17 protein-coding genes are annotated in these 23,050 nt (G+C 71.0%); 5 read left to right on the forward strand and 12 right to left on the reverse strand.

Annotation, left to right across the window (positions count from 1 at the left end):
* Nucleotides 1-91: 91 nt before the first annotated feature.
* Nucleotides 92-751, forward strand: coding sequence for a biliverdin-producing heme oxygenase (locus tag P5P86_RS17280; protein ID WP_280608685.1), 660 nt, complete (start codon nt 92-94; stop codon nt 749-751).
* Here the strand turns inward: P5P86_RS17280 and P5P86_RS17285 are convergent.
* The gene (locus P5P86_RS17285) at nt 739-1,203 is read right to left on the reverse strand and encodes an SRPBCC family protein (protein ID WP_280608686.1); all 465 of its coding nucleotides are present in this window, start codon (nt 1,201-1,203) and stop codon (nt 739-741) included. The genes P5P86_RS17280 and P5P86_RS17285 overlap by 13 nt on opposite strands.
* A 31-nt stretch (nt 1,204-1,234) precedes the next feature.
* Between P5P86_RS17285 and P5P86_RS17290 the strand changes: the two genes are divergently transcribed.
* A complete protein-coding gene (locus P5P86_RS17290) occupies nt 1,235-2,872 on the forward strand; it encodes a phospho-sugar mutase (RefSeq protein WP_280608687.1) in 1,638 nt (545 codons plus the stop codon).
* 50 nt (nt 2,873-2,922) lie between these two features.
* Here P5P86_RS17290 and P5P86_RS17295 read toward each other — a convergent pair whose 3' ends face one another.
* Both P5P86_RS17295 and P5P86_RS17300 read right to left on the reverse strand, forming a co-directional pair.
* Nucleotides 2,923-4,698 (reverse strand): putative bifunctional diguanylate cyclase/phosphodiesterase, encoded by a 1,776-nt coding sequence (locus tag P5P86_RS17295; protein WP_280608688.1) that lies wholly within the window; start codon nt 4,696-4,698, stop codon nt 2,923-2,925.
* A 73-nt stretch (nt 4,699-4,771) separates the two neighbouring features.
* Entirely contained in the window at nt 4,772-5,341 is a 570-nt protein-coding gene (locus P5P86_RS17300) for a hypothetical protein (RefSeq protein WP_280608689.1), read from the reverse strand.
* A 25-nt stretch (nt 5,342-5,366) separates the two neighbouring features.
* On the opposite strand from P5P86_RS17300, the gene deoC reads away from it, so the two are divergent.
* Together deoC and P5P86_RS17310 are read left to right on the forward strand one after the other, a co-directional pair.
* Nucleotides 5,367-6,041 (forward strand): deoxyribose-phosphate aldolase, encoded by a 675-nt coding sequence (gene deoC, locus P5P86_RS17305; protein WP_280608690.1) that lies wholly within the window; start codon nt 5,367-5,369, stop codon nt 6,039-6,041.
* A gap of 94 nt (nt 6,042-6,135) precedes the next feature.
* On the forward strand, nt 6,136-7,212 hold the full coding sequence (locus P5P86_RS17310; protein WP_280608691.1) for a hypothetical protein: 1,077 nt from the start codon (nt 6,136-6,138) through the stop codon (nt 7,210-7,212).
* Nucleotides 7,213-7,272: 60 nt separating this feature from the next.
* On the opposite strand, the gene P5P86_RS17315 is transcribed toward P5P86_RS17310, so the two are convergent.
* The gene (locus tag P5P86_RS17315; RefSeq protein WP_280608692.1) at nt 7,273-8,352 is read right to left on the reverse strand and encodes an adenosine deaminase; all 1,080 of its coding nucleotides are present in this window, start codon (nt 8,350-8,352) and stop codon (nt 7,273-7,275) included.
* 25 nt (nt 8,353-8,377) lie between these two features.
* Between P5P86_RS17315 and P5P86_RS17320 the strand changes: the two genes are divergently transcribed.
* Nucleotides 8,378-8,833: a MaoC family dehydratase gene (locus tag P5P86_RS17320; protein WP_280608693.1), complete on the forward strand. Its 456-nt coding sequence runs from the start codon at nt 8,378-8,380 to the stop codon at nt 8,831-8,833.
* A gap of 70 nt (nt 8,834-8,903) precedes the next feature.
* Here the strand turns inward: P5P86_RS17320 and P5P86_RS17325 are convergent, their stop codons facing one another.
* The 8 genes from P5P86_RS17325 to P5P86_RS17360 form a co-directional block, all read right to left on the reverse strand.
* A complete protein-coding gene (locus P5P86_RS17325) occupies nt 8,904-10,217 on the reverse strand; it encodes a thymidine phosphorylase (RefSeq protein WP_280608694.1) in 1,314 nt (437 codons plus the stop codon).
* Nucleotides 10,214-10,624: a cytidine deaminase gene (locus P5P86_RS17330; RefSeq protein ID WP_280608695.1), complete on the reverse strand. Its 411-nt coding sequence runs from the start codon at nt 10,622-10,624 to the stop codon at nt 10,214-10,216. The genes P5P86_RS17325 and P5P86_RS17330 overlap by 4 nt, the downstream gene beginning before the upstream one ends.
* Nucleotides 10,611-11,891 (reverse strand): ABC transporter permease, encoded by a 1,281-nt coding sequence (locus P5P86_RS17335; RefSeq protein ID WP_280608696.1) that lies wholly within the window; start codon nt 11,889-11,891, stop codon nt 10,611-10,613. Before P5P86_RS17335 ends, P5P86_RS17330 begins: the two co-directional genes overlap by 14 nt.
* The gene (locus P5P86_RS17340; RefSeq protein ID WP_280608697.1) at nt 11,888-13,129 is read right to left on the reverse strand and encodes an ABC transporter permease; all 1,242 of its coding nucleotides are present in this window, start codon (nt 13,127-13,129) and stop codon (nt 11,888-11,890) included. Before P5P86_RS17340 ends, P5P86_RS17335 begins: the two co-directional genes overlap by 4 nt.
* Nucleotides 13,126-14,670: an ABC transporter ATP-binding protein gene (locus P5P86_RS17345; RefSeq protein WP_280608698.1), complete on the reverse strand. Its 1,545-nt coding sequence runs from the start codon at nt 14,668-14,670 to the stop codon at nt 13,126-13,128. Before P5P86_RS17345 ends, P5P86_RS17340 begins: the two co-directional genes overlap by 4 nt.
* Nucleotides 14,671-14,768: 98 nt before the next feature.
* Nucleotides 14,769-15,878 carry a BMP family lipoprotein gene (locus P5P86_RS17350; protein WP_280608699.1) on the reverse strand — a complete coding sequence of 370 codons (1,110 nt, stop codon included), beginning with the start codon at nt 15,876-15,878 and terminating at the stop codon, nt 14,769-14,771.
* Between the two features lie 109 nt (nt 15,879-15,987).
* On the reverse strand, nt 15,988-17,037 hold the full coding sequence (gene meaB / locus P5P86_RS17355; protein WP_280608700.1) for a methylmalonyl Co-A mutase-associated GTPase MeaB: 1,050 nt from the start codon (nt 17,035-17,037) through the stop codon (nt 15,988-15,990).
* A gap of 115 nt (nt 17,038-17,152) precedes the next feature.
* The gene (locus P5P86_RS17360; RefSeq protein ID WP_280608701.1) at nt 17,153-22,981 is read right to left on the reverse strand and encodes a glycoside hydrolase domain-containing protein; all 5,829 of its coding nucleotides are present in this window, start codon (nt 22,979-22,981) and stop codon (nt 17,153-17,155) included.
* Nucleotides 22,982-23,050 lie beyond the last annotated feature (69 nt).

A 23,050-nucleotide genomic window follows, 5' to 3' on the forward strand; every position in this document is an offset into this window, starting at 1 on the left:
CTAAGTCGGAGCTTGTCACGCGTGCTGACACTGTGTCAACATCTTCTCGACAGTTCGTCGAGAAAGCTCGAAGACCAACGCAGGGAGTTCCATGTCCGTCGCACAGATCGACCCCTCCGCCGTGCTCTCCGCCGCCATGCGCGACGGATCCCGCGCCGAGCACGAGGCGGCCGAGGGCTCGAGCTTCATGGCGGAGCTCCTGGCCGGTCGCGTCAACGCCACCGGCTACGCGGAGTACCTGCGTCGCCTGCGACCGGTCTACGCGGCGATGGAGTCGCTGGCCCGCGACCAGCGCGAGGACCCGATCGTCGCGGCGGTCCACGACCCGGCGCTGGATCGACTGGCGGCCCTCGACGCCGACCTGGACCACTGGGCACCGGGCGAGCCGCGGGAGACCGACTCCCCCGCGGCGCAGGCCTATCGCGCACGGGTGCAGGCCTCCGGCTCCTGGGGCGGGCTGCTGGTCGCGCACCACTACACGCGCTACCTCGGTGATCTCTCCGGGGGACAGGCCATCGGCCGCATCCTCGACCGCTCCTTCGACCTCGACGGGCGGGGCATCGCGTTCTACGACTTCCCCGCCATCCCCAAGCCCAAGCCGTACAAGGACGCCTACCGCGCGCGCCTGGACGCGCTGGCTCTCGCCGCGGAGGAGGTCGACCGCGTCGTCGCCGAGGTGAAGGTCGCCTTCGCCCTCAACCAGGAGCTCTTCGCCGAGCTCGGCGAGGGGCTCGGGGCCTACCGGCGCTGAGCCCCCGTGTCCGGCGATGGCGGCGCAGCCAGCCGGCGGTCGAGACCCGCGCGGCCACCCGCCATCATCCGGGCGTGGTTCCAGCGCAGGAACGGGCGGCCCAACGTGGCGGCCGGCGCCAGCCAGCCGTGCACCGTCACGCTCTGCTCCCAGGTCAGCTCCGTGTTCTCGCCGTACGAGGTGAGCGTCCACCGCACGTAGCCCTCGAGATGGCCGCCGATCCCCACCTCGATGGTGGGGAGCTCCCTGCTGATCGCGTGCAGTCGCAGCTCCAACGTGTAGGGCAGCACGGAGCGGCAGAGCACCACCGCGTCGTCCTCGCCCAGCTTCGCCACCGCCACCACCTGCGGCCACCACTGCGGGTAGTGCTCCAGGTCGATCAGGACCTCGCGGACCCGGTCGGGGGACGCCGGAACGGTCCAGCGCTCAGCGAAGTCGTAGGGCCTCGTCATGTCACCATCCTGCCGCCGATAGCGTTCGACCATGACCACGTCGCTGCTGGAGGCCGCCCGCGCCTGGCTGGCCGAGGATCCCGATGCCGAGACCCGCGCCGAGCTCAGCGAGCTGATCGACGCCGCGGCGACCGACGGCGACGCCGCGGCCGACCTGGCCGACCGGTTCAGCGGCATGCTCCAGTTCGGCACCGCCGGGCTGCGCGGAGCCCTCGGCGCCGGCCCGAACCGGATGAACCGCGTGGTGGTGATCCGGGCCGCCGCCGGCCTGGCCGCCTATCTGAAGGAGACCGGGGCCCGGGGCCCGGTCGTGATCGGGTACGACGCCCGTACGAACTCCGACGTCTTCGCCCGCGACACCGCCGAGGTGATGACCGGGGCAGGCCTCGAGGCGTTGCTCCTGCCGGGTCCGCTGCCCACGCCTGTGTTGGCCTTCGCGATCCGCGACCAGGGCGCGTCCGCCGGTGTGATGGTGACCGCCAGCCACAACCCGCCGCGGGACAACGGCTACAAGGTCTACCTCGGCGACGGATCCCAGATCGTGCCGCCGGCCGACGCGGAGATCGCCGCTCGCATCGACGCCGTGGGTGCGCTCGCCGACGTCCCCCGCGGTGCGGGCGGCCGGGTGCTGGGCGACGACCTGGTCGATCGCTACCTCACCCGCGTCGCCGCCCTGGTCGGCGCCGGCGGCCCCCGCGAGGTGAGCGTGGTGCACACCGCGCTGCACGGCGTCGGCTCGGACATCATGCTCCGCGCGCTGCGGCTGGCCGGCTTCCCGGAGGCGACCAGTGTCGCCGAGCAGGCCGAGCCCGACCCGGCGTTCCCGACGGTCGCCTTCCCCAACCCCGAGGAGCCCGGCGCGATGGACCTCGCCCTGGCCAGGGCTGCGGAGGTGGGTGCGGACCTGGTCGTGGCCAGCGACCCGGACGCCGACAGGTGCGCGGTCGCCGTACCCGCTCCGGACGGCTGGCGGATGCTGCGCGGCGACGAGGTCGGCGCGCTGCTCGCCGACCACCTGCTGCGCACCGGCGTGCACGGCGCCTACGCCTGTTCGATCGTCTCCTCCTCGCTGCTCGCCACGTTGGCCGCGGCATACGAGCAACCGTTCGTCGAGACGCTGACCGGATTCAAGTGGATCGGGCGCGTGGACGGGCTCGCGTTCGGCTACGAGGAGGCGCTGGGCTACTGCGTCGACCCGGGCGTCGTACGGGACAAGGACGGCATCTCAGCCGGGATCCGGATCGTCGAGCTCGCGGCCCTGCTCAAGGCGGAGGGCCGTTCGCTGCTCGACCGGCTCGACGAGATCGCCGTACGGCACGGCCTGCACGCCACCGACCAGCTCTCCGTCCGGGTCACCGACCTGGCCGACATCGCGCGCGCGATGGAGCGGTTGCGCACCACTCCCCCCACCGCACTCGGCGGCGCACGGGTCACCTCGGCCGACGACCTGCGCGAGGGTACGGCGACGCTGCCCCCGACCGACGGCCTGCGCTATCGGCTGGACGACGGGGCGCGCGTCATCGTGCGTCCGAGCGGCACCGAGCCGAAGCTGAAGTGCTACCTGGAGGTGGTCGTGGACGCAGCCGCCGACCTGGGGGCGGCGCGGGCGGAGGCCGCCGGGCGGCTGGAGCGGCTCAAGACCGACGTCCGGGCGGCGCTGGGGCTCTGAGACAGGCGCCGGGCCCGCTCATCCTTGGGCCGGCTCGTCCCTGGGCAGGCTCAGTCCTGGGCCGGTGCCGCTCGGGGCGCGACCAGCACCGCCTCACCCGGGACGGCGGGTCGGCCGAAGTAGTACCCCTGGGCCTGGTGGTAGCCGAGGCGGTGCAGCACGTCGGCCTGGTAGGCGTTCTCGACGTGCTCGGCGATCAGCCGCACACCGAGGCTCTCCGCCATCGTCACCACGGCGCGCAGGATGGCCGGGTCGTGTCCTTCCCGGATCGTGCAGACCAGCGCACCGTCGATCTTGATCAGGTCGATCGGCAGCAGCTCGATACGGCGCAGCGAGGAGTACCCGGCGCCGAAGTCGTCGATCGCGACCTGGGCGCCGAGGGCTCGCAGGGCCTGCAGGTTGAGCGTGACCTGCGGGTCCTCGTCCTCGAAGACGCTCTCGGTCACCTCGAAGACGAGAAGCTCGCCGGGGACATCCCACCGCTCCAGGAGCCTGCTGACGTTGCGGGCGTACTCGGATCCGCGCAGCTCGTGCACCGACACGTTGACCCCGATCGACCGGGAACGACCCGCGACGGTGGTGGCGAGCCGGCAGCACTCCTCCAGCACCCACGCCCCGAGCGAGTGGATCGCACCCGTGCTCTCGGCCTGCGGGACGAAGTCGAGCGGCGCGATCTGCCCGCGGCCGGGCCGTTCCCAGCGGACCAGCGCCTCGTAGCTGACCACCTCGCCGCTCGGCAGCTCGACGATCGGCTGCAGCAGCACGCGCATCTCGCCGTTGGCGATCGCCGCCTCGAGCTCACTGGCGGCCCGGCCAGGATCGCCGTACACGACGGTTCGGTCGCGGCCCGACGCCTTCGCGTCGTAGAGCGCGACGTCGGCGCGGTTGAGCAGCATGGAACCCGAATCGCCGTGCTGCCAGGCGGCCACGCCGGCCGAGACGGTCGTCCCCTCCACCGGGGCCGCGCGCAGCTGGTCGGCGATGTCCGCCGCGCGGCCGAGCGGGAGGTCGGGCAGGATCACCACGAACTGGTCCCCGCCGTACCGGCTCAGCACGGCGTCGTCGGCCAGCAGCGCGCTCCAGGCCGAGGCCCACTCGATGATGACCTTGTCGCCGTACCCGTGGCCACTGGCCGCGTTGAGCCGGCGGAAGTGGTCGAGGTCGAGGGCGACCAGTGCGCACCGACCGCCGTCGCGCTCGAGGCGCAGCAACTGCTCCTCGAGCCGGCGCTCGAAGCCGCGCCGGTTGAGCAGGCCGGTCAGCGAGTCCTCGTCAGCGCCGTCGGCGACCCGCGCCAGCCAGACGATCATCCCGAACATCCCCAGTGCACTGCCCGCGCGCACGATCACGTCGCTGGGCGTGGTGCCGAGGTGGTGCATCGCCCACGAGCCGAGCACGATGGTGAGCAGCAGCACGATCACCGCCCGCCGCAGGGAGAGCAGCAGCGCGGCGGCGGCGAGCGGCAGCAGGAAGAAGGCGGTGAACGAGCCGGCGTTCAGCGTGCTGGGCGCCGTGCGCACCAGCGCCGCTATCGCGAGGACGACGGCGAGGAGCAGCGCACCGAAGGCCCAGTGCGGCGCCCGGCCGCCGAGCAGGTACCAGCCGCAGGCGACGACGACCGTCGCCACGCCGGCGACGAGGCGCCACACGTGGGCGGCATCGCTGCCGGGCACCAGGAGCGCGCAGGCCATCAGCAGGAGGCCGCCGAAGGTCAGGAAGAAGGCGCCGCTGATCCGCAGCGTGCCGCTGGTCGCCAGGGCCGGCGGCTCGCGCCACAGGCGCGCGACGTCGAAGGGCCACGCGTCGACCGTAGGCGACCTCGCCATCGCACTCTCCTCCTGTCGCTCCGGATCCTGCCGGTATCGACGGTCGATGTCGAGGAGAACGCGGCATCGCCGCTCAGATTGCGGCGAGAACCACAAGAAGGACGACGGCGGCCGCCATCGCGGCGATCTCGGGCCAGACCCAGGTACGCCGGATCGGTGGCGGCTGCGCGCCGCTCCTCCCCCCGTGGGCCTTGGCATCGGCGACGGCGACGCGCAGCGTGTCCTCGACCATGTCCACGTAGATCGCCTCCGCCTCGGGGCGCTCCTCCGCCATCCCGGGCAGGCGGCGGAGCGGGCGGCGGCGGCGCCTGCGCGACAGGGCGGGCGAGACGTAGCGCCGCCCCGCGACGGTGACCTCGAAGAAGCGGACGATCCGCATCGCGTCGACGGCCGCCAGCGGGATCCGCAGGTCGGAGAACATCTGGCGGTAGATCAGGTCATCATGGGTGGCGCCGATCGCCGGACGCAGCAGCGTGACGTGGGTGAGCACCGCCAGCACCGCGAGCGCGCCGAACAGGACCGGCGGCGCGCCGTCGATCACCCCGAAGACGGCAATGGCCACCCACAGCACGAGCATCAGGACGCCCGTCAGGCGTCCGTTAGCCCTGAACCACCGCACCTGCTCCGCCGACTCCTCGCTCATCGTGCCGTCACCCTAGACTGAGCCGGTGAGTGCTGCCGACATCGCCCGGATCATCGACCACACCCTGCTCAAGCCGGAGGCGACCCGCGCCGACGTGCAGGCCCTGATCGCCGAGGCAGCCGAGCTGGGCACCTACTCCGTCTGCGTCTCGCCCTCGATGCTGCCGATCGACGTGCCCGACGGGCTCAAGGTGGCGGTCGTGTGCGGCTTTCCCAGCGGCAAGCACACCTCCGCCGTCAAGGCCGCCGAGGCCGCCGAGTCGGTAGCGCGGGGCGCCGACGAGATCGACATGGTGATCGACATCGGCGCCGCTCGCGAGCACCGGTACGACGACGTGCAGTCCGACATCGCCGCTGTCCGGGCCGCGGTGCCGGCGCCCACCGTGCTCAAGGTGATCATCGAGTCGGCAGCACTCGACGACGAGGAGATCGTCGGGGTGTGCCGGGCGGCGGTCGCCGCCGGCGCCGACTTCGTCAAGACCTCCACCGGCTTCCACCCGGCCGGCGGTGCGACCGAGCACGCCGTGCGGCTGATGCGCGAGACCGTCGGCCCCGACCTGGGGGTCAAGGCCTCCGGCGGCGTCCGGACGCTCGCCCAGGCCGAGGCGATGGTCGCCGCCGGTGCCACCCGCCTGGGCGTCTCGGGCTCGCGCGCGCTGCTCGCGGGCTCCGACGGGACGGCCACCGCCGCCGGCTACTGAGCAGGCAGCAAGCTTGTCCGAGCAGTCAGCGATCCCCGTGACCCCCAGGGGTCCTGCCAGGGGTCCCGCCCGGGGTCCTGCCCGGGTCATCGTCGTGGCCGGGCCCTCGGGATCGGGCAAGTCCAGGCTGGGGCGCCGCCTCGGTCTGCCGGTGCTGCGCCTCGACGACTTCTACAAGGACGGCAGCGACATCACCCTGCCGCGCATCCGGACGGGCCCCAATGCCGGGTTGGTCGACTGGGACGACCCCGCATCCTGGCTGCACGACGACGCCATGCGCGCCATCGGTGAGCTGTGCTCCACCGGGGCCGCCGAGGTGCCGATCTACGAGATCGCGCACGACGGCCGGACCGGGCTGCAGACGCTCAGACTGGACGAGCACGACGCGTTCGTGGCCGAGGGGATCTTCGCGCAGGAGATCGTGACCGCGTGCCAGCAGGCCGGGCACCTGCTGGCGGCGTACTGCATCACGCAGCGGCCGGTGGTCACGTTCTGGCGCCGGCTCGTGCGTGACCTGCGTGAGCGGCGCAAGCCGCCGTTGGTGCTGGTGCGACGCGGTCTCGCGCTGATGCGGGGCCAGCGCGACGTGGTCGCGGACGCGACGGCGAAGGGCTGCCGCGTGGCCACCCCCGAGCAGGCCTACCGAGAGCTGCGTGCCCGGCTGCGTCCGCGTACGGCGGTGCTTCCCGCCGGCCTGCGCCAGCCCGACGACTACTCGTGCGGCGCCACCTCCGTCGTGGTGGCCCGGATGCTCCGCGATCCCGCCTGGGCGGCCGAGATCCGGCCGCGATTCGCAGCCGTCGTGCAACAGACCCACCGCAGCTTCCACGGCTGGCCGCGCCGGCTCGGGACCGCCTTCTGGTCGGTGGCACACCAGCTGCACGAGATCGAGGGCGTGCGCTACACGCTCGGCATCGGCTACCTCTCGCCCGGACGAGCATTCGACCGGCTGCACGCCGCCGCGTCCCGCGGGCTCTTCTCCGGCCTCTACGTCGGCACCCGGACGCTGCCGCGGCACGTGACGCTGGTGGTCGGCACCGACGGGCCTGCGCTGCAGGTCTTCGACCCGGCCGACGGCGCCGTCCGGACGCTCACGCGCGAGCAGTTCGTGACGCACCGGGTCGGGCTGGGCGGCTGGCCGCGGGTGTGGTCGATCGTCGTACCGCGCTGAGAGGCGCTCGCCTGCCGGAGTCCTCCGGTCGAGCGCGAGCTGCTCCGGCTTCGGCGGGAATCAGGCGCGGAGCTCGGCGTACCCCTCCTTGATCCGGTGGATGAGGTCGACCCGCTCGTCGTAGGGCAGGAACGCCGACTTCATCGCGTTCGTCGTCAGCCTCTCCAGCTGGACCAGGTCGTAGCCGAACGCCTCCACCAGGCCGGTCATCTCCGCACTCATCGACGTACGCGACATCAGCCGGTTGTCGGTGTTGACGGTGACGCGGAAGCCGAGCTCGGCCAGGAGGCCGATCGGATGCTCGGCGAGGGAGGGTGCGGCACCGGTCTGCACGTTCGAGCGCGGGCAGATCTCCAGCGGGATCCGCCGGTCGCGGACGTACGCCGCCAGCCGTCCCAGGGTCGCCGTGCCGTCGGGAGAGACCGTGATGTCCTCGGCGATGCGCACCCCGTGGCCGAGCCGGTCGGCACCGCACGGGTGCACGGCCTCCCAGATCGACGGCAGCCCGAAGCCCTCACCCGCATGGATCGTGTAGCGCATGTTCTCGGCGGCCAGCAGCTCGAAGGCGGCCAGGAACCGGGTGGGCGGGAAGCCTGCCTCCGGCCCGGCGATGTCGAACCCGGCCACCCCGCGGTCGCGCCACTCGATCGCCAGCCGGGCGATCTCCGAGGCCCGTGCGGCCTGTCGCATCGCCGTCAGGAGCTGCTGCACGCGGATGCCGGGCCGGGAGGCCATCCCCTCGTCGAAACCGCGCTGCACCGCCGCCACGACCTCCGTCAGCTCCAGGCCGCCGTCCAGGTGCAGCTCGGGTGCGTAGCGGATCTCGGCGTACACGACCCCGTCGTCGGCCAGGTCCTCGACCGCCTCGCGGGCGACCCGGGTGATCGCGTCGGCGTCCTGCATCACCGCGACGGTGTGGCTGAACGTCTCCAGGTATCGCTCCAGGCTCCCCGAGTCAGCGCTCTCGGCGAACCAGTCCGCCAGCGTCTCTGCGGTGGTGGCGGGAAGGGCGTGACCGACCCCGGCGGCGAGCTCGAGCACCGTGCCCGCGCGCAGGCCACCGTCGAGGTGGTCGTGCAGGAGCACTTTCGGTGCGTGGACGATCTGGTCGGGGGTCGGCAGCTGCTGGTTGGATCGCACAGAACCATCCAAGCAGGAGGAACCGATGCGCGTCTTCAGCACCTACGACGAGATCACCGCCGCCGCGGGCGAGGCCCTCGGCAGCACCGACTGGGTCGAGATCACCCAGGAGCGGGTGAACGCCTTCGCCGACGCCACCGGCGACCACCAGTGGATCCACGTCGACGTCGAGCGCGCCGCCAGTGGCCCGTTCGGCGGCACCGTCGCCCACGGCTACCTCACCCTGTCGCTCGTGCCCTGGCTGGGCTCCCAGATCTTCTCCCTGGAGACCCCCGGCGCCAAGCTCAACTACGGCCTGAACAAGGTGCGCTTCCCCCACCCGCTCCGGGTCGGCAAGCGCATCCGCTGCTCCGCCACCTTCTCCGAGGTCACGGCTCTCCCCGCCGGCCTGCAGGTCACCATCTCCTCCACGGTCGAGATCGAGGACGAGCCCAAGCCCGCCTGCGTCGCGGAGAGCCTGGTGCTCCTCCTCGACGGCTGAGGGCGCGCCGGAGGCCCGAGTCAACGCGGACGGAGGCCCGAGTCAACGCGGACGGAGGCCCGAGTCGACGTCAGGAGATCCGGTCGAGGATCAGCGCCGTCGGCTCGTACGCCGACCCCGCCGGGGCGATGTCGTAGCCGCCTGAGAGCGCCGCCAGTGCCCGCTCGAACCGCTCCGGGGTGTCGGTGTGCAACGTGAACAGCGGCTGCCCGGCGGTGACCACGTCCCCCGGCCGCGCGTGCCAGACGACGCCCGCGCCGTACTGCACGGGGTCCTCTTTGCGTTCCCGCCCGGCGCCCAGCCGCCATGCGGCCAGACCGACCGCGAGGGCGTCCAGCCGGGTCAGCACCCCGGACGTGGGGGCAGTGACCACGTGGGTCTCACGCGCGAGCGGCAGCGCCGCCGACGGGTCGCCGCCCTGCGCGGCGATCATCGCCCGCCATACGTCCATCGCACGCCCGGACGCGAGCACCTCGGCCGGGTCGACGTCGGTGACGCCGGCGCCCGCCAGCATCTCCCGCGCCAGCGCCACCGTCAGCTCGACCACGTCGGCGGGACCGCCGCCGGCCAGCACCTCGACGGACTCGGCCACCTCGAGCGCGTTGCCGGCGGTGCGCCCGAGCGGGGTGGACATGTCGGTGAGCAGCGCGACGGTGCGGACGCCGGCGTCGGTGCCCAGGTCGACCATGGTGCGCGCCAGCTCCTGGGCGTCGGCCAGCGACTTCATGAAGGCGCCGGTGCCCACCTTCACGTCGAGCACCAGCGCCCCGGTGCCCTCCGCGATCTTCTTGCTCATGATCGAGGAGGCGATCAGCGGGATCGACTCCACCGTGCCGGTGACGTCCCGCAACGCGTAGAGCTTCTTGTCCGCCGGGGCCAGTCCGGCACCGGCGGCGCAGATGACCGCACCGACGTCCTCGAGCTGGGCGAACATCGCCTCGTTGCTCAGCGACGCCTGCCAGCCCGGGATCGACTCCAGCTTGTCGAGCGTGCCGCCGGTGTGGCCCAGGCCGCGACCCGACAGCTGTGGCACTGCCACCCCGCAGGCGGCCACCAGCGGAGCGAGCGGGAGGGTGATCTTGTCCCCGACGCCGCCGGTGGAGTGCTTGTCGGCGGTCGGGCGCGACAGCGAGCCGAAGGACATCCGCTCACCGGTGGCGATCATCGCCGCCGTCCAGCGGGCGATCTCGCGGCGACCCATTCCGCGCAGCAGGATGGCCATGTTGAGCGCAGCCATCTGCTCGTCGGCGACCCGACCGTCGGTGTAGGCACGGATCACCCAGTCGATCTGGCTGTCGCTGAGCTCGCCGCCGTCACGCTTGGCGTGGATCACCTCGATCACGTCGTGGGCGTCGTCGGCCACGGGTGCGGGGGTCTCGGTCATGTCAGGTCCTCGGGTCCGAAGGCGTCGGGAAGTACGTCGGTCATCGTCCGCTCGCCGCGAGGGGTGAGCAGCACCAGGGACGGACCGCCGTTCTCGTGCAGCAGCTGGCGGCAGCGGCCGCACGGCATGATCAGCTCGCGCTCCCCGTTGACGCACACGAAGTGGGTCAGCCGGCCACCGCCGGTCAGGTGCAGCTGCGAGACCAGACCGCATTCGGCGCAGAGCGTCACGCCGTACGCCGCGTTCTCGACGTTGCACCCGCTGACGATCCGGCCGTCCTCGACCAGGGCCGCGGCCCCCACCGAGAAGCCGGAGTACGGCGCGTACGCGTGCTCGGCAGCGGACTCGGCGGCCGCCCGCAAGGTGGCCCAGAGCTGCGTGGCGGCCGTCGCCTCACTGCTTGACATAGGGCTCTCCGTCGGCGGCGGGCGCACGGACCTTCCCGACCAGGCCGGCCACGGCGACGATCGTGGCGACATAGGGCAGCATCGCCAGGAAGTAGGACGGGATGGCGTGGGTGTTGATGGACAGGTTGTTCTGCAGCGCGATCGCGAAGCCGAACAGCAGCGCCGCAGCGGTGGCCCCGCGCGGGGACCAGCGGCCGAAGATGACCGCCGCCAGCGCGATGAAGCCGTTGCCGGAGGTGATGTTCTTGGCGAAGCCGCCGACCGACCCGATCGTGAAGTAGGCACCGCCCAGGCCGGCGATCGCCGACCCGATCAGGACGTTGCGGTAGCGCAGCGCGAGGACCTTGATGCCCACGGTGTCGGCGGCCTTCGGGTGCTCGCCGATGGCGCGCGTGCGCAGGCCCCACCGGGTGCGGAAGAGGGCCACGTCGACACCGAAGATCAGGATGTAGGTCAGATAGACGACGATGTTCGCCTCGAAGAACAGCGGCCCGATCACCGGGATCGAGTGCAGCAACGGGATGTCGATCTCGCCCAGCACGCCCGGGGTGTTGAACTTCTCGCTGTCGGTCTGCATGAAGGCGTCGAACAGGAAGCCGGTCAGGCCGGCCGCCAGCACGTTGAGCACCACGCCGAGCACCACCTGGTTGACCAGGTAGCGGATCGCGAAGACAGCCAGCAGCACGCCCATGAAGGCGCCGGCGGCGAGGGCGCCGAACAGGCCGACCCACGTCACCGCGACGCTGCCGACCAGGGCCGCCGCCCAGGCCCCGGCCAGCATCTGACCCTCGATGGCGACGTTGATGACGCCGGAGCGCTCGCACATCACCCCGGCGAGAGCGCCCAGGATCAGGGGGACCGAGAGCCCGATCGAGTTCTGCAGGAGGCCGACCACGTCGATGTCGGGGTTGTTCCCCTGGGTGGAGACCCAGGAGAAGAACGCGACCATGAACAGCACGAACACGATCCCTGCCACCCATGGCGTGGACCGGCTGCCGAAGCCCCGCACCGCCTGCCAGGCGGCGACGCCCAGCAGCACCACGCCGATGACGATGACCGTCGCCTTGGCCGGCAGGGAGACGGTGTGCCCGTCGAAGACGAGGTGGGCGGTGCCGCCGTGCACGGCCAGGCCCAGCCACACCAGCGAGATCAGGCCCAGCACGGCGTAGGCGGCCGCGCGCAGCAGTCGCGTGCGGGTGCCGAGCGCTGTGTCGACGACGACCTCGTGGTCGACGGTCAGGTCCTCCGACTCCACGGCCGCGGTCATCCGTTCCACCCCTTCGCGAGCTCGGCACCCACGGAGGAGCCGGATGTCTTGAGCCGGTAGATCGCGCGGATCAGCGCGGGTGCGGCGATGAAGAGCACGATCAACGACTGGATCACCTGGACCAGCTCGATCGGCGCGTACTGCTGCATCAGGGGGCCACCGGCGCGCAGGGCGCCGAAGAGCAGGCCCGCGAAGACGGTGCCGACCGGGTTGGCCCGACCCAGCAGCGCCACGGTGATGGCGTCGAAGCCGATGCCGCCGTCGATGTCGCTGGTGATCTGCGGGTTCGTGCCGAGCACCTGGGAGACGCCGGCCAGTCCGCACAGCGCACCGGAGATCAGCATCACCACGATGTAGCTGTTCTCGACGTGCATGCCGGCGGTCCGGGCGGCGAACGGGTTGGCCCCCACCGCCCGCAGCCGGAAGCCGAGCCGGCTGTACTTCAGCAGCCACCACACCAGCGCGGCGGCCGCGAGCGACAGGATGAGTCCGAGGTGGACGCGCAGGCTGCTGCCGAGCAGCAGCGGCAGCGTCGCGTTGTGGTCCACCGGGTTGGCGATCGCCTGGCCGTACGGCGGGGCCTGGAAGCCCTTGACCGAGAGCAGGTAGCCCAGGAGGTTGATGGCGACGTAGTTGAGCATGATGGTCGTGATGACCTCGTGCGCTCCGGTGCGGGCCTTCAGGAAGCCGGCGATGCCGCCCCACAGCGCGCCGCCGAGGATGCCGGCCAGGATCGCGGCGATCAGGTGGAGGCCGGCCGGCAGGTGCCAGTGGAAGCCCACGAACCCGGCGAACACGGCACCGATGATGATCTGGCCCTGGCCGCCGATGTTGAACAGCCCGGCGCGGAAGGCCACGCCGACGGCGAGACCGCCGGCGATCAGCGGCGTGGCGTTGGTCAGCGTCTCCGAGATCGGGCCGAGGTAGCCCGAGAGCGTGCCGTTGGAGGCGGTGTGCGGGTTGAAGATCGCGCCGTAGAAGAGTGCTTGGTAGGTGTGCCAGATGGCCGACCAGGCGAACCGGAACGTGTCGCCCGGATAGTGCGCGAAGTACTGCAGCGAGTCGCGGGTCTGCTTGTCGGAGATGGCGATCAGCACGGCCGAGATCACCAGCGCCGTCACGAACGAGAGCACGGTGACCAGCGCGGTGTCCCACGCCTGGCCGCGGCGCCGCGCGGGCGTCGATGCAGGTGCGGGCGCCGGGGTGGGGGCCGGCGTCTGTGCGGTGGTGGCGCTCATCGGGTCGCTCCCGTGTTCTGCTCGCCCGCGCTCGGGGCGTCGGCCTGGCCGGCCATCAGCATGCCGATCTCCTCTGCGTCGGTGCCGGCGGGCACCTCACCGATGATCTTGCCGCGGTACATGACCCCGATCCGGTCGGCGAGGCCGAGGACCTCGTCGAGCTCGCTGGAGATCAGGATGACCGCAGCGCCGTTGTCGCGCTCGGCGACGATCCGCTTGTGCACGAACTCCATCGACCCCACGTCGAGTCCGCGGGTCGGCTGGGCCACGATCAGCAGCTTCAGCGGGCGCGACATCTCCCGCGCGAGCACCACCTTCTGCTGGTTGCCACCCGACAGGGTCGAGGCGGCGTGGTCGACCGAGGAGGTCCTGACGTCGAACTCCTCGACCTTGCTCGCGGCGTGCTGTGCGATGTGCTTGAGGTCCAGGTTGAGCCGGCCCGAGTAGGGCTGCTGGTCGTAGAGGTCGAGCACCATGTTCTCCGCGACCGAGAAGCTGGAGACGAGGCCGTCGTGCAGGCGGTCCTCGGGGACGTAGCCCACCCCGAGGCCGAGGATGTCGTCGACGCTCATCCGGGTGACGTCCACACCGGCGATCCTGATGCTGCCCGCCGTGGCCCGGTCGAGGCCGACGATAGCCTCGGTGAGCTCGGTCTGGCCGTTGCCCTGCACGCCGGCGAGGGCGTAGATCTCGCCGCCCCTGACGGTGAAGCTGACGTCGTCGACGGTGACCGCGCCGGCGTCGTCCAGGACGCGTACGCCGGAGACCTCGACCACGTCGGGCCCCGGCTGCGCCGGCTCCTTGTCGACGTTGAGCTTGACCGGACGACCGACCATCAGCGAGGCGAGCTCGGCCGGCGAGGAGTCCGGGGATGCCGTGCCGACGACCTTCCCGCGCCGGATCACGGTGATCTTGTCCGCGACCGCCCGGACCTCGCGCAGCTTGTGCGTGATGAACACGATCGCGGTGCCGCTCTCCTTGAGCGAGACCATGATCTTCATCAGGTCGTCGGTCTCCTGCGGGGTGAGCACGGCGGTGGGCTCGTCGAGGATGAGCACCTGGGCGTCGCGCACGAGCGCCTTCAGGATCTCCACGCGCTGCTGCACGCCCACCGGCAGGTCCTGCACCAGCGCGTCGACCGGGACGGCGAGGCCGTAGCGCTGGGAGATCTCCTGGACCTCGCGGCGAGCACGCCGACGGTCCAGGAACCGCAGCAGCCCGGCGCTGGTCCGCTCGTGCCCGAGCTCGATGTTCTCCGCCACGGTGAACACGGGGATCAGCATGAAGTGCTGGTGGACCATGCCGATGCCGGAGGCCATCGCATCGCCCGGCCCGGTGAACGTCACCGGCTGGTCGTCGATGAGGATCTCGCCCTCGTCGGGCTGGTAGAGCCCGTAGAGGACGTTCATCAGCGTGCTCTTGCCGGCGCCGTTCTCGCCCAGCAGCGCATGGATCTCCCCCGGCTCGACGACCAGATCGATGTGGTCGTTGGCGGTCAGAGAGCCGAAGCGCTTGGTGATTCCCCGAAGTTCGAGCTTCACCGCACCTCCTTGGTCGATCTCACACTAGTGGGCACGAAAGCGTCGCGGGGGAGCCCAGGGCTCCCCCGCGACCGTTCGTCGTACTGTTCAGATCAGCGTCACTGAGGCTGGCTCGGCGAGGTGATCTTGATGGCGCCCGACTCGATGTCGGAGGTGATCTTGCTCAGCGCGTCCTTGACGTCCTGCGGGACCTTGGAGTCGAAGTCGTGGAACGGCGCCAGACCGGTGCCGCCGTTCTGCAGGGTGCCGACGTAGTTGCCCGTCGGGTAGGTCCCGCTGCCGACCTGCTTCATGTAGTCCTGCACCGACTGGGACAGACCCTTGGTCACCGAGGTGATGAAGTACTTGCCGTACTGCGCGGCGCTCTCGTAGCCGTCGGTGTCGACCCAGATCAGGTTGACCTTGCCGCCCGAGGCCTCCGCCGCGGCACCCGCGCCCAGACCCGAGCCGCCGGCGACCGGGAAGATGATGTCGGCGCCCTGCTGGATCATCGCCTGGGTGATCGACTTGCCCTTGTTCTGGTCGGTGAAGGAACCGGCGAAGGTGCCGCCCTTCTGGTTCTTCTCGTCCCAGCCGAGCACCTTGACGTTCTTCTTCATCTGCTGGTTGTAGTACTGGACGCCCTCCCAGAAGCCGTCCATGTAGATCGTCACCGGCGGGATGTTGAGCCCGCCCCAGGTGCCGACGGTGCCGGACTTGCTCATCGCCGCGGCGAGGTAGCCACCGAGGAAGCCGCCCTGGGCGGTGTTGAACTCGAGGCCGTAGACGTTGCTGGCGGTCGACGGGTTGTCGATCTCGGCGTAGTGCTGGTTCGGGTTGGCCGTCGCGATCTTCTTGACGTTGTCGGCCATCAGGCCGCCCACGGCGATGATCGTGTTGCAGCTGGCGTTGGTCTGCGCGGTCAGGTTGGGCGTGTAGTCGTTGCTCGTGTTCGAGGCGACGTACGACGGGGTGATGTTGGGGTTGGCCTTGGCGGCGGCCTGCAGGCCGTCCCAGGAGGACTGGTTGAACGACTTGTCGTCGACACCGCCGGTGTCGAGGACCATGCAGGCCTTGATCTTGGCGCCGCTGGCGCTGGTCGAGGCGCCCGCGCTCGAGCTGCCCGAGGCGTTGCTGTCCGAGGCGTTGTTGTCGGCCTTGCTGGAACAGCCGGCCGCGATCAGCGCGACGGCGCCCATCGCGGCAAGGGTCTTGGCAACGTGACGCAAAGGTCCTCCTTGGGATGGCGGCAGCCCGTCCGGCGCCGCTCGGATGCGGCCCACATTAAGGCAGCGCTCAGCCGCGGGACACCGCGTTGCGCGGACGGATACATGTTTGTTACTCAGCGGCGACGTGCGGGGGTTCGACGGGCGCCCCGGAGACGTCGTCGTACGCCGCCAGCAGGCGATCGGCGGCCACCGTCGCCGGCAGCTCCCCCGCGAGCACCTGCTCGCTCACCTCTCGACGGATCGCGCGTACGCCGGCCGAGTGCCGCAGCCGCTGGTCGAGCTCGTCGCGGACCAGCGCCCAGGTGAACTCGAGCTGCTGCTGGGCGCGCTTGTGCCGCAGTCCCTCCTCGCCGAGGTGGTCGCGGTGGGCCATCACCTGGTCCCAGACACCGTCGACGTCGTGCCCGGTCAGCCCCGACGCCGTCACCACCGGCGGCACCCACTCGCCACGACCCCGGACCAGTCGCAGTGCCCCGGAGAGCTCGCGCGCGGCAGCGCGCGCCTGCCGGGCCCGCGCCTCGTCGGCCGGATCGGCCTTGTTGACCGCGACCACGTCGGTGATCTCGAGGATGCCCTTCTTGATGCCCTGCAGCTGATCACCGGTGTTGGCGATGGTGAGGAAGAGGAAGGTGTCGACCATCCCCGCGACGGTGACCTCGGACTGGCCGACGCCGACGGTCTCGACCAGGACCACGTCGTACCCGGAGGCCTCCAGCACTGTCATCGCCTGGACCGTCGCGCGTGCCACACCGCCGAGGGTGCCGGCGCTCGGGCTGGGCCTGATGAACGCGTTCGGGTCCACGGCCAACCGGGCCATCCGGGTCTTGTCGCCCAGGACGGAGCCGCCGGTGCGGACGCTGGAGGGGTCGACGGCGAGCACGCCGACACGGTGTCCCTGACCGGTGAGCAGCGTCCCGAGCGACTCGATGAACGTGGACTTGCCGACGCCGGGAACCCCCGAGATCCCGACCCGCACCACGCCGAGAGGTCCACTTCCGCGGGTCGAGTGGTCACTTTCGGCGAGCCGGGTCAACAGCTCGCGCGCCTGCTCGCGGTGGGCGGGCTTGGTGGACTCCACCAGGGTGATCGCCCGCGAGACGGCCGCCCGGCGGCCCTCCCGGATCCCGTCGAGGAGGTCGCGCACGCGGTCGGCAGGCATGGGCGACAGGCTACCCAGCCGGCCAGGTGCCCTGCCGATGGCCGGGCCGAGGACGGACGCGCGCCCCGGCTGCCGGAGCAGCCAGGGCGCGCGCGGTGTGGCAGGCGGGTGGCGGTCAGCGCCTGACCTTCACCGCCGCACTGGTCACGACCGTCGGCAGCAGGCCGCTGCTCGAGCCGGTGACCTTCACCTTGATCCGCTTGCCGGCGTACGTCGCCTTCACCTTCAGCTTGGCTCCGGTGCCGACCTTCTTGCCGTTCACCGTCCACTCGTAGGTGAAGTGCGTGCCGGCCGACCACGAGCCCCGGGACAGGTGGACCTTCAGCCTGCTGCCGACCCGGGCCTTGCCCGTGATCTTGACGGCATGGCTCCGCACGTGGGGCTGGGCCGGCGTCCGGACGTCGGCACCCAGGGTGGCACCGCCGTCCAGGACGCCCACGGTCGCTCGGTACGCCGTCCCGCCGGCCAGTCCGGTGAAGACCGCGTGCCCGACGTCGGACCAGACCTGCTGGGTCGCGACGGTCCGGCCGTTCCGGCTCAGCGTCACCTTCAGGACCGACGGGACCGAGGCGGTGGTGGCCGTCCAGCCCACCCGCACCTGCGACCAGGACAGCGCCTGGGCGCTCACCTTGGTGACCGATGCCTGCGGCAGCACCGTGAACGACTGCGAGGAGGTGTACGCCGACGTGCCGATGGCGTTGATCGCCGCGACGGCCGCCTTGTAGTCACCGCCGGCCACGTTCTTGAACGTGTGGCTGGTGGTGCCGGCCGGGACGGTGACGGGCGTGCCACCGCCGAGACGCACCGAGTAGCCGGTGATGGGCGACCCGTTGTCCACCGGAGCGGTCCAGGTCACCGTCACGGCCGAGCCGGAGACCGAGACCGACGGAGCGTCGGGGTCGGCCGGCACCAGCGCGGCGATCGGCACCGACGCACTGTAGGTGGCGGCCGGCGAGTCGCCCTGGGCGTTGGTCGCCACCACCGCGACCTGATAGGAGTACCCGCGCGCCAGGTTGGTGAAGGTGGCGCTCAGCGTGGCCGGCCCGACCACCCGCGGCGCGACCGCCGCGGGACCGCCGGTGAGGGTGACGGTGTAGCCGGTGAGGTCGGAGTTGCCGTCATCGGTCGGAGCCGCCCACACGACCGTCAGCGTCTGACCGCTGGCGGCGGCCGAGACGGCGTTCGGCGGCTGGGGCACCGTCGTCGCCTTGGCGACCAGCCCGTCGATGGCCGCCTGGAGGGCGGTCGTCTCGGTGGCGTAGGCGGCGTCGGTGGCGGTGTCGTCCGCCACCATCGCCCGGGCTGTGGTGAGCTCGTTGGTGAGGGCGGCCACGGACGCGTCGGTGTAGCGCTTGGTCACGATGGCCGACGCGTCGCCGACCGTCGCCATCAGCCCACGTCGTGCTCGGGTCTCGAGCTGGGCGGCGGCCTGCGTCAGGAGCCGGGTCGCGGCGCTGATGTCGGAGCCCACCGCAGCGTCGTCGTCGAGGACGCTCGCCGCCTGCGCCATGGCGGCGGTGAAGGACGTGAAGTCGATGTCGACGTAGGAGGCGCCCTGGGTCAGCAGCGGCTTCTCGGTGTCGTACAGCGACTGCAGGCCGGTCTTGTCGACCCCGTAGTTGAAGGTGAAGGAGATCAGGTTCGCGACGTAGTTGGGCAGGCCGCTGACCGGGGTGGTGTGCATGACGACGAAGACGTTGTGCTGGCCGGTCAGGACGGCGGGAAGCGTCAGCGTCGCCTTGCCGTCGACGCTCCACGTCGTACCGGTGTACGGCAACGGGACCGAGGCCACGGGAGTGCCGGTCATCGAGTCCAGATAGACGTCGACCCGGGAGTTGGCTCCGTCACGGGTGGAGTTGTTCACGTAGCGGACCGACACCGAGGTCACCGTCTTGTTGAAGCTGATGCCGTCGTACTCCAGCCAGGCGCCGTCGGAGGTGCCGCCGACGTCCTGGACACTGCCGCTGGTGAGGGTGCTGGTCTCGGTCTTCAGCGGGGTCCCGCTCCACGCGGTGTAGTTGACGGCCGGGATCGAGACGCTGTCGGTGTTGTCGGTCGGCGCGACGAACGTCAGGTCGCCGATGTTGCCGACGTAGGGCAGTGCACTGCTGTAGGTGGCGTGCATGACGATGTAGACGTCGTGCGTGCCGCTGACAGGGCTGGGCAGGTTCACCGTGGCGGTGCCGTCGCTGGACCATGTCGTCCCGGTGGCCGGCAGCGGGACGTTGACCAGCGGGGTGCCCGACCTCGAGTCGAGGTAGACGTCGATGTTGGCGTCGGCCGGGACCCGGGTCGAGTTGGCGATGTAATGCACCTTGAGCTGGGTGGCGGCGTGGTCGAAGTTGACCCCCGCCCAGTGGACCCAGTCGCCGTTGTGGGTGTTGGCGATGGCGGTGAAGCTGGCCCCGGAGGCCGTGTCGGTCTCGGTCTTCAGGGTGTTGCTGCCGACGCTCACCCCGTCACCGCCCCAGTCGGTGCGGCCGTCGGGGGTGAGCACGACGTTGTTGTCGACGGGCGCGGTGTCAGCGCTGTTGGCGAACTGCAGCCAGTAGACGTTGGCCACCCAGTGCAACGCCGTGGACCCGTCGGCGTTGGAACCGGTGAAGACGAAGTAGATCGTGTTGGCGCCGGCGAGCGCGGCCTTGTCCGTGATGGTCGCCGTCGCGGTCTTGGTCAGGCTGAAGCCGGTCGCGGTGGGCGGGGTGGCGACCGTCGCGACCAAGGTGCCGGTCGGCGAGCCGACCCGGACCTCGACAGCCGCATTGGCATAGCCGTCGTTCGAGGCGCCCTGGTAGGCGACCGAGATCTGATCGGGCACGTCGTCGGCCGGGAACGAGACGCCCTGGAAGGCGATCCACGAGCCGGGACGCACCTGACCGATGTGGTCTCCCTCCTTGTTGATGTCCTGGTCGAACCCGGTGGACTGCAGGTCGTAGTCCACGGCCTGCATCTGGCCCAGGCCACCTCCGCTCAGCACGAGGGCGTTCATCGCCGCTGAGAGGTCCGAGTCGGCGTCCTGGAGCTGGTCGTCGGTCGCCGAGTCGGTCGCCAGCACGGTCCTGGCGGTGTCGCGGGCTGTCACGAAGGCGGCGTACGTCGCGTTGGTGTAACCGCCCTGGACCACCAATCGGGCCTCGGCGTAGTCGCTCTGCAGCTGGGCGCGCCAGCGCCCGGTGACCAGGATGGTGAACGGGTCGCGGCTGTCGAGGCCGGTGCCGGTGACCTGATCGGCGGTGACCCCGCCAGCCAGCGCGGCATCCCGCAGCTGGACGGCGAACTTCGCCTTCTGCTGGCTTGGAAGCGTTCCGGAGACGTGCACCGTCAGCGTGGTGGCGCTGGCGCGGATGACCTTGGCGGTGACTCCGTCGGGTAGCCCGGTGACCTCGACCTGGCCGTCGGCGGTGAAGTCCTCGCCGTCGGTGCCGGCGAAGGTCGCTCCCGCAAGGGTCAGGTGGAGGTCGCCGTCGACTCCCCCACTCGCGTCAGCGGTGAGGCTGGTGACGTCGGAGGTCACGGTGGCGCCCGCGGGCTGGGTGGCTGCCGCCGTACTCATCGAGAACGGCGCGGCCCCCTGCGTGCCCCAGGTCGAGGGCTGGGAGCCCATGGTGGCGGCGAAGGTGCCGTTGCCGACCAGCGCGGAGTAGTCGACCCAGGTGTTGCCGTAGGCCTTGCCGTCGAGCGTCGCCGACTGGATGTAGTAGTCGTCGGAGGAGACGCCGTCGGCGGTCACGGTGAAGCTGGTGCCGTCGGGGTGGGTGATGTCGACACGCGGGAAGAACGGCGAGCCGACCTGGTACTGCGTGGTGCCGGCGGTCACCGGGTAGAGCCCGACCGCTGCCGCGACGAACGTCGAGGACATGGCGCCGGTGTCGTCGTCCATCGTGGGCAGGAAGCCGTCGGGGGTGTTCTGGAAGACCTTCTGCTTGATCGGCGGCGTCAGCTGCCCGTTCGACGACGGCGGGGTGTTGTTGTCGGTCTGGCCGGTCGCGATGTAGTTCTGCCAGGTCTCCTTGGTGTACAGGTCGCGGACCCACTTCTGGGTCTTGGCCGGCTCACCGACATAGTTGAACAGGTACGGCGTCTGCAGGTCGACCTCGTTCGCGTTCGACTTCAGCATCTTGGTGCCGTCGTCGGGCGCCTCCTCGCCGAAGTAGTTGCTCAGCGCGTCCGCCGCGGCGGCGGTGCCGCCCATGTCCTTGATCAGGCCCGCCAGGTCCTGCGACGGGTACCAGTTGAACTGCCACAGCGTGCCCTGGTAGAGCTTCGCCGCCTGGAAGGCGGTGGGGTCGTCGTTGCCGAAGGCGCCGGAGGCGTCCTTGGAAGCCAGCAGGCCGACCTGGGTGCCGTCGGCCAGCGTGGCGCCCCCCGGCTTGATCACGTTGGCGTAGTTGCCGGCGCGCTTGGCGTACATGGTGGCGTCGGCGGTGTTGCCGACCTGCTGGGCGATCACCGACATGGCGTAGTCGTCGTACGACGCCGCGACGGTGTTGCCGGGGTCGCTGGGGAGGTAGCCGAGCGCTGTCGCGGAGGCGCTGTACTGGTTCTCGTTGGCGGCGATCGCCGGGTAGGCCTTGGCCAGTCCGTCGAGGTGGACGCCCTTGGCGATCGCGTCCGCGATCACGATCGAGGCGCGCTCGAAGCGGACGGTCGGGACGGACTGCACGAGGCTGCTCAGTGACGCGTTGCCGGTGTTGGCATCGGCATCGAAGAGGTCGACCAGCGACTGCACCTCGTCGTCGTACACGCCCGGATACAGGTACGCCATGATCGAGTACTTGCGGAAGTCGTCCCACGTGCCCCACCCGTCGTAGTGGGTGTAGCCGTCGGCCTGGTGCACCTTCCCGTCCACGCCGCGGTAGGTGCCGTCGGTGCTGGTCGCGTTCACCGGCGTCAGATTCATCCGGTAGAGGCTGGTGTAGAAGATCTTCTCCAGGTCGCCCGTCGGATCGGTGGCGACGTCGTTGCTGACCGCGACCTGCCCGAGGGTCTGCTGCCACGCGTCGTGCGTCGCCTGCTCGACGTCGTCGAACGACGCGCCCGTCAGCTCGGCCGCCCGGTCGCGCTTGGCCTGGGCCACGCTGATCGGGGAGAGCGTGGTGGTCAGCTGGACCGACTGCCCGGCGCTGACGTCGAAGCTCATCACCGCACCGGTGTCGGTGCCCGAGCGCTCCGTGGCCGAGGTCAGGGCGCCGCCCGCGGAGCCCCAGGTCTTCACGCCGGCGACCGGCGTGTCGGTGACCGAGTCGAAGTAGAGCTTGTAGGTGTTGCCGTTGAAGTTCCCGACGACGTCTCCGCTGAGCTCGGCACGCCCGTCCGCCAGCGTGGTCACGCTGAGGTCGGAGGCGTTGCGGCCGGTGAAGTTGTTCGCCAGGTCGAAGACCAGCGAGGTCCGGCCGGCGGCCGGGAAGGTGAACTTCTCCAGGCCGCTGCGCACCGTGGCGGTGAGCTGCGCGTCGATGGTGCCCTGCGAGGCCTGCAGCCCCACCTGGTAGTAGCCCGGCGTGGCGGTCTCGTCGGTGTGCGAGAAGGGCAGCGCGTAGGTGCTCGTGTCAGGCCTGCTGGTGTAGCTCTGGTAGGTCGGCACCACCAGCAGGTCGCCGCCGCCGCCCGAGCCGCCGACGCCGTCGAGGTTGGTCAGCGTGAAGCCCGCGATCTTGGACGCCCCGTAGTCGTAGCCCGAGTGCGCCGACCCCTTCGGCGAGGTGAGCGGGTTCGGCTTGGCCAGCCCGTGGGGAGCCTCGGCGCCCGGCAGGTTCTGACCGTGGTCGCCCTGGGTCGACATGAACGGGTTGACCTGGGTGGTGGCGTCCGCGCTGGGGTCGGTGGCGGTCGCCGCGACCGCGGACAGGGGGCCCGCGGCGTGCGCTGCTACGGGCGTCAGGGCGAGTCCGCCGACCGTGACCAGGGTGGTCGCGGCGATGAGCGGGCGGAGCAGGCGAGGCACGTGCGTGCCTCGGGGGGATGGTGTGGGCATGCGGCTGCTTTCCTCGATCTCACGTGTGGGGGCGCTCCA

It is taken from the genome of Nocardioides sp. BP30, from assembly GCF_029873215.1.
Lineage (GTDB): Bacteria > Actinomycetota > Actinomycetes > Propionibacteriales > Nocardioidaceae > Nocardioides.

Excerpts from the sequence above, each read along its gene's own strand:
- P5P86_RS17280 (WP_280608685.1), top strand. The coding sequence starts at position 92 with ATGTCCGTCGCACAGATCGACCCCTCCGCCGTGCTCTCCGCCGCCATG.
- P5P86_RS17285 (WP_280608686.1), bottom strand. The coding sequence starts at position 1,203 with ATGACGAGGCCCTACGACTTCGCTGAGCGCTGGACCGTTCCGGCGTCC.
- P5P86_RS17290 (WP_280608687.1), top strand. The coding sequence starts at position 1,235 with ATGACCACGTCGCTGCTGGAGGCCGCCCGCGCCTGGCTGGCCGAGGAT.
- P5P86_RS17295 (WP_280608688.1), bottom strand. The coding sequence starts at position 4,698 with ATGGCGAGGTCGCCTACGGTCGACGCGTGGCCCTTCGACGTCGCGCGC.
- P5P86_RS17300 (WP_280608689.1), bottom strand. The coding sequence starts at position 5,341 with ATGAGCGAGGAGTCGGCGGAGCAGGTGCGGTGGTTCAGGGCTAACGGA.
- P5P86_RS17320 (WP_280608693.1), top strand. The coding sequence starts at position 8,378 with ATGCGCGTCTTCAGCACCTACGACGAGATCACCGCCGCCGCGGGCGAG.
- P5P86_RS17325 (WP_280608694.1), bottom strand. The coding sequence starts at position 10,217 with ATGACCGAGACCCCCGCACCCGTGGCCGACGACGCCCACGACGTGATC.
- P5P86_RS17330 (WP_280608695.1), bottom strand. The coding sequence starts at position 10,624 with ATGTCAAGCAGTGAGGCGACGGCCGCCACGCAGCTCTGGGCCACCTTG.
- P5P86_RS17335 (WP_280608696.1), bottom strand. The coding sequence starts at position 11,891 with ATGACCGCGGCCGTGGAGTCGGAGGACCTGACCGTCGACCACGAGGTC.
- P5P86_RS17340 (WP_280608697.1), bottom strand. The coding sequence starts at position 13,129 with ATGAGCGCCACCACCGCACAGACGCCGGCCCCCACCCCGGCGCCCGCA.
- meaB (WP_280608700.1), bottom strand. The coding sequence starts at position 17,037 with ATGCCTGCCGACCGCGTGCGCGACCTCCTCGACGGGATCCGGGAGGGC.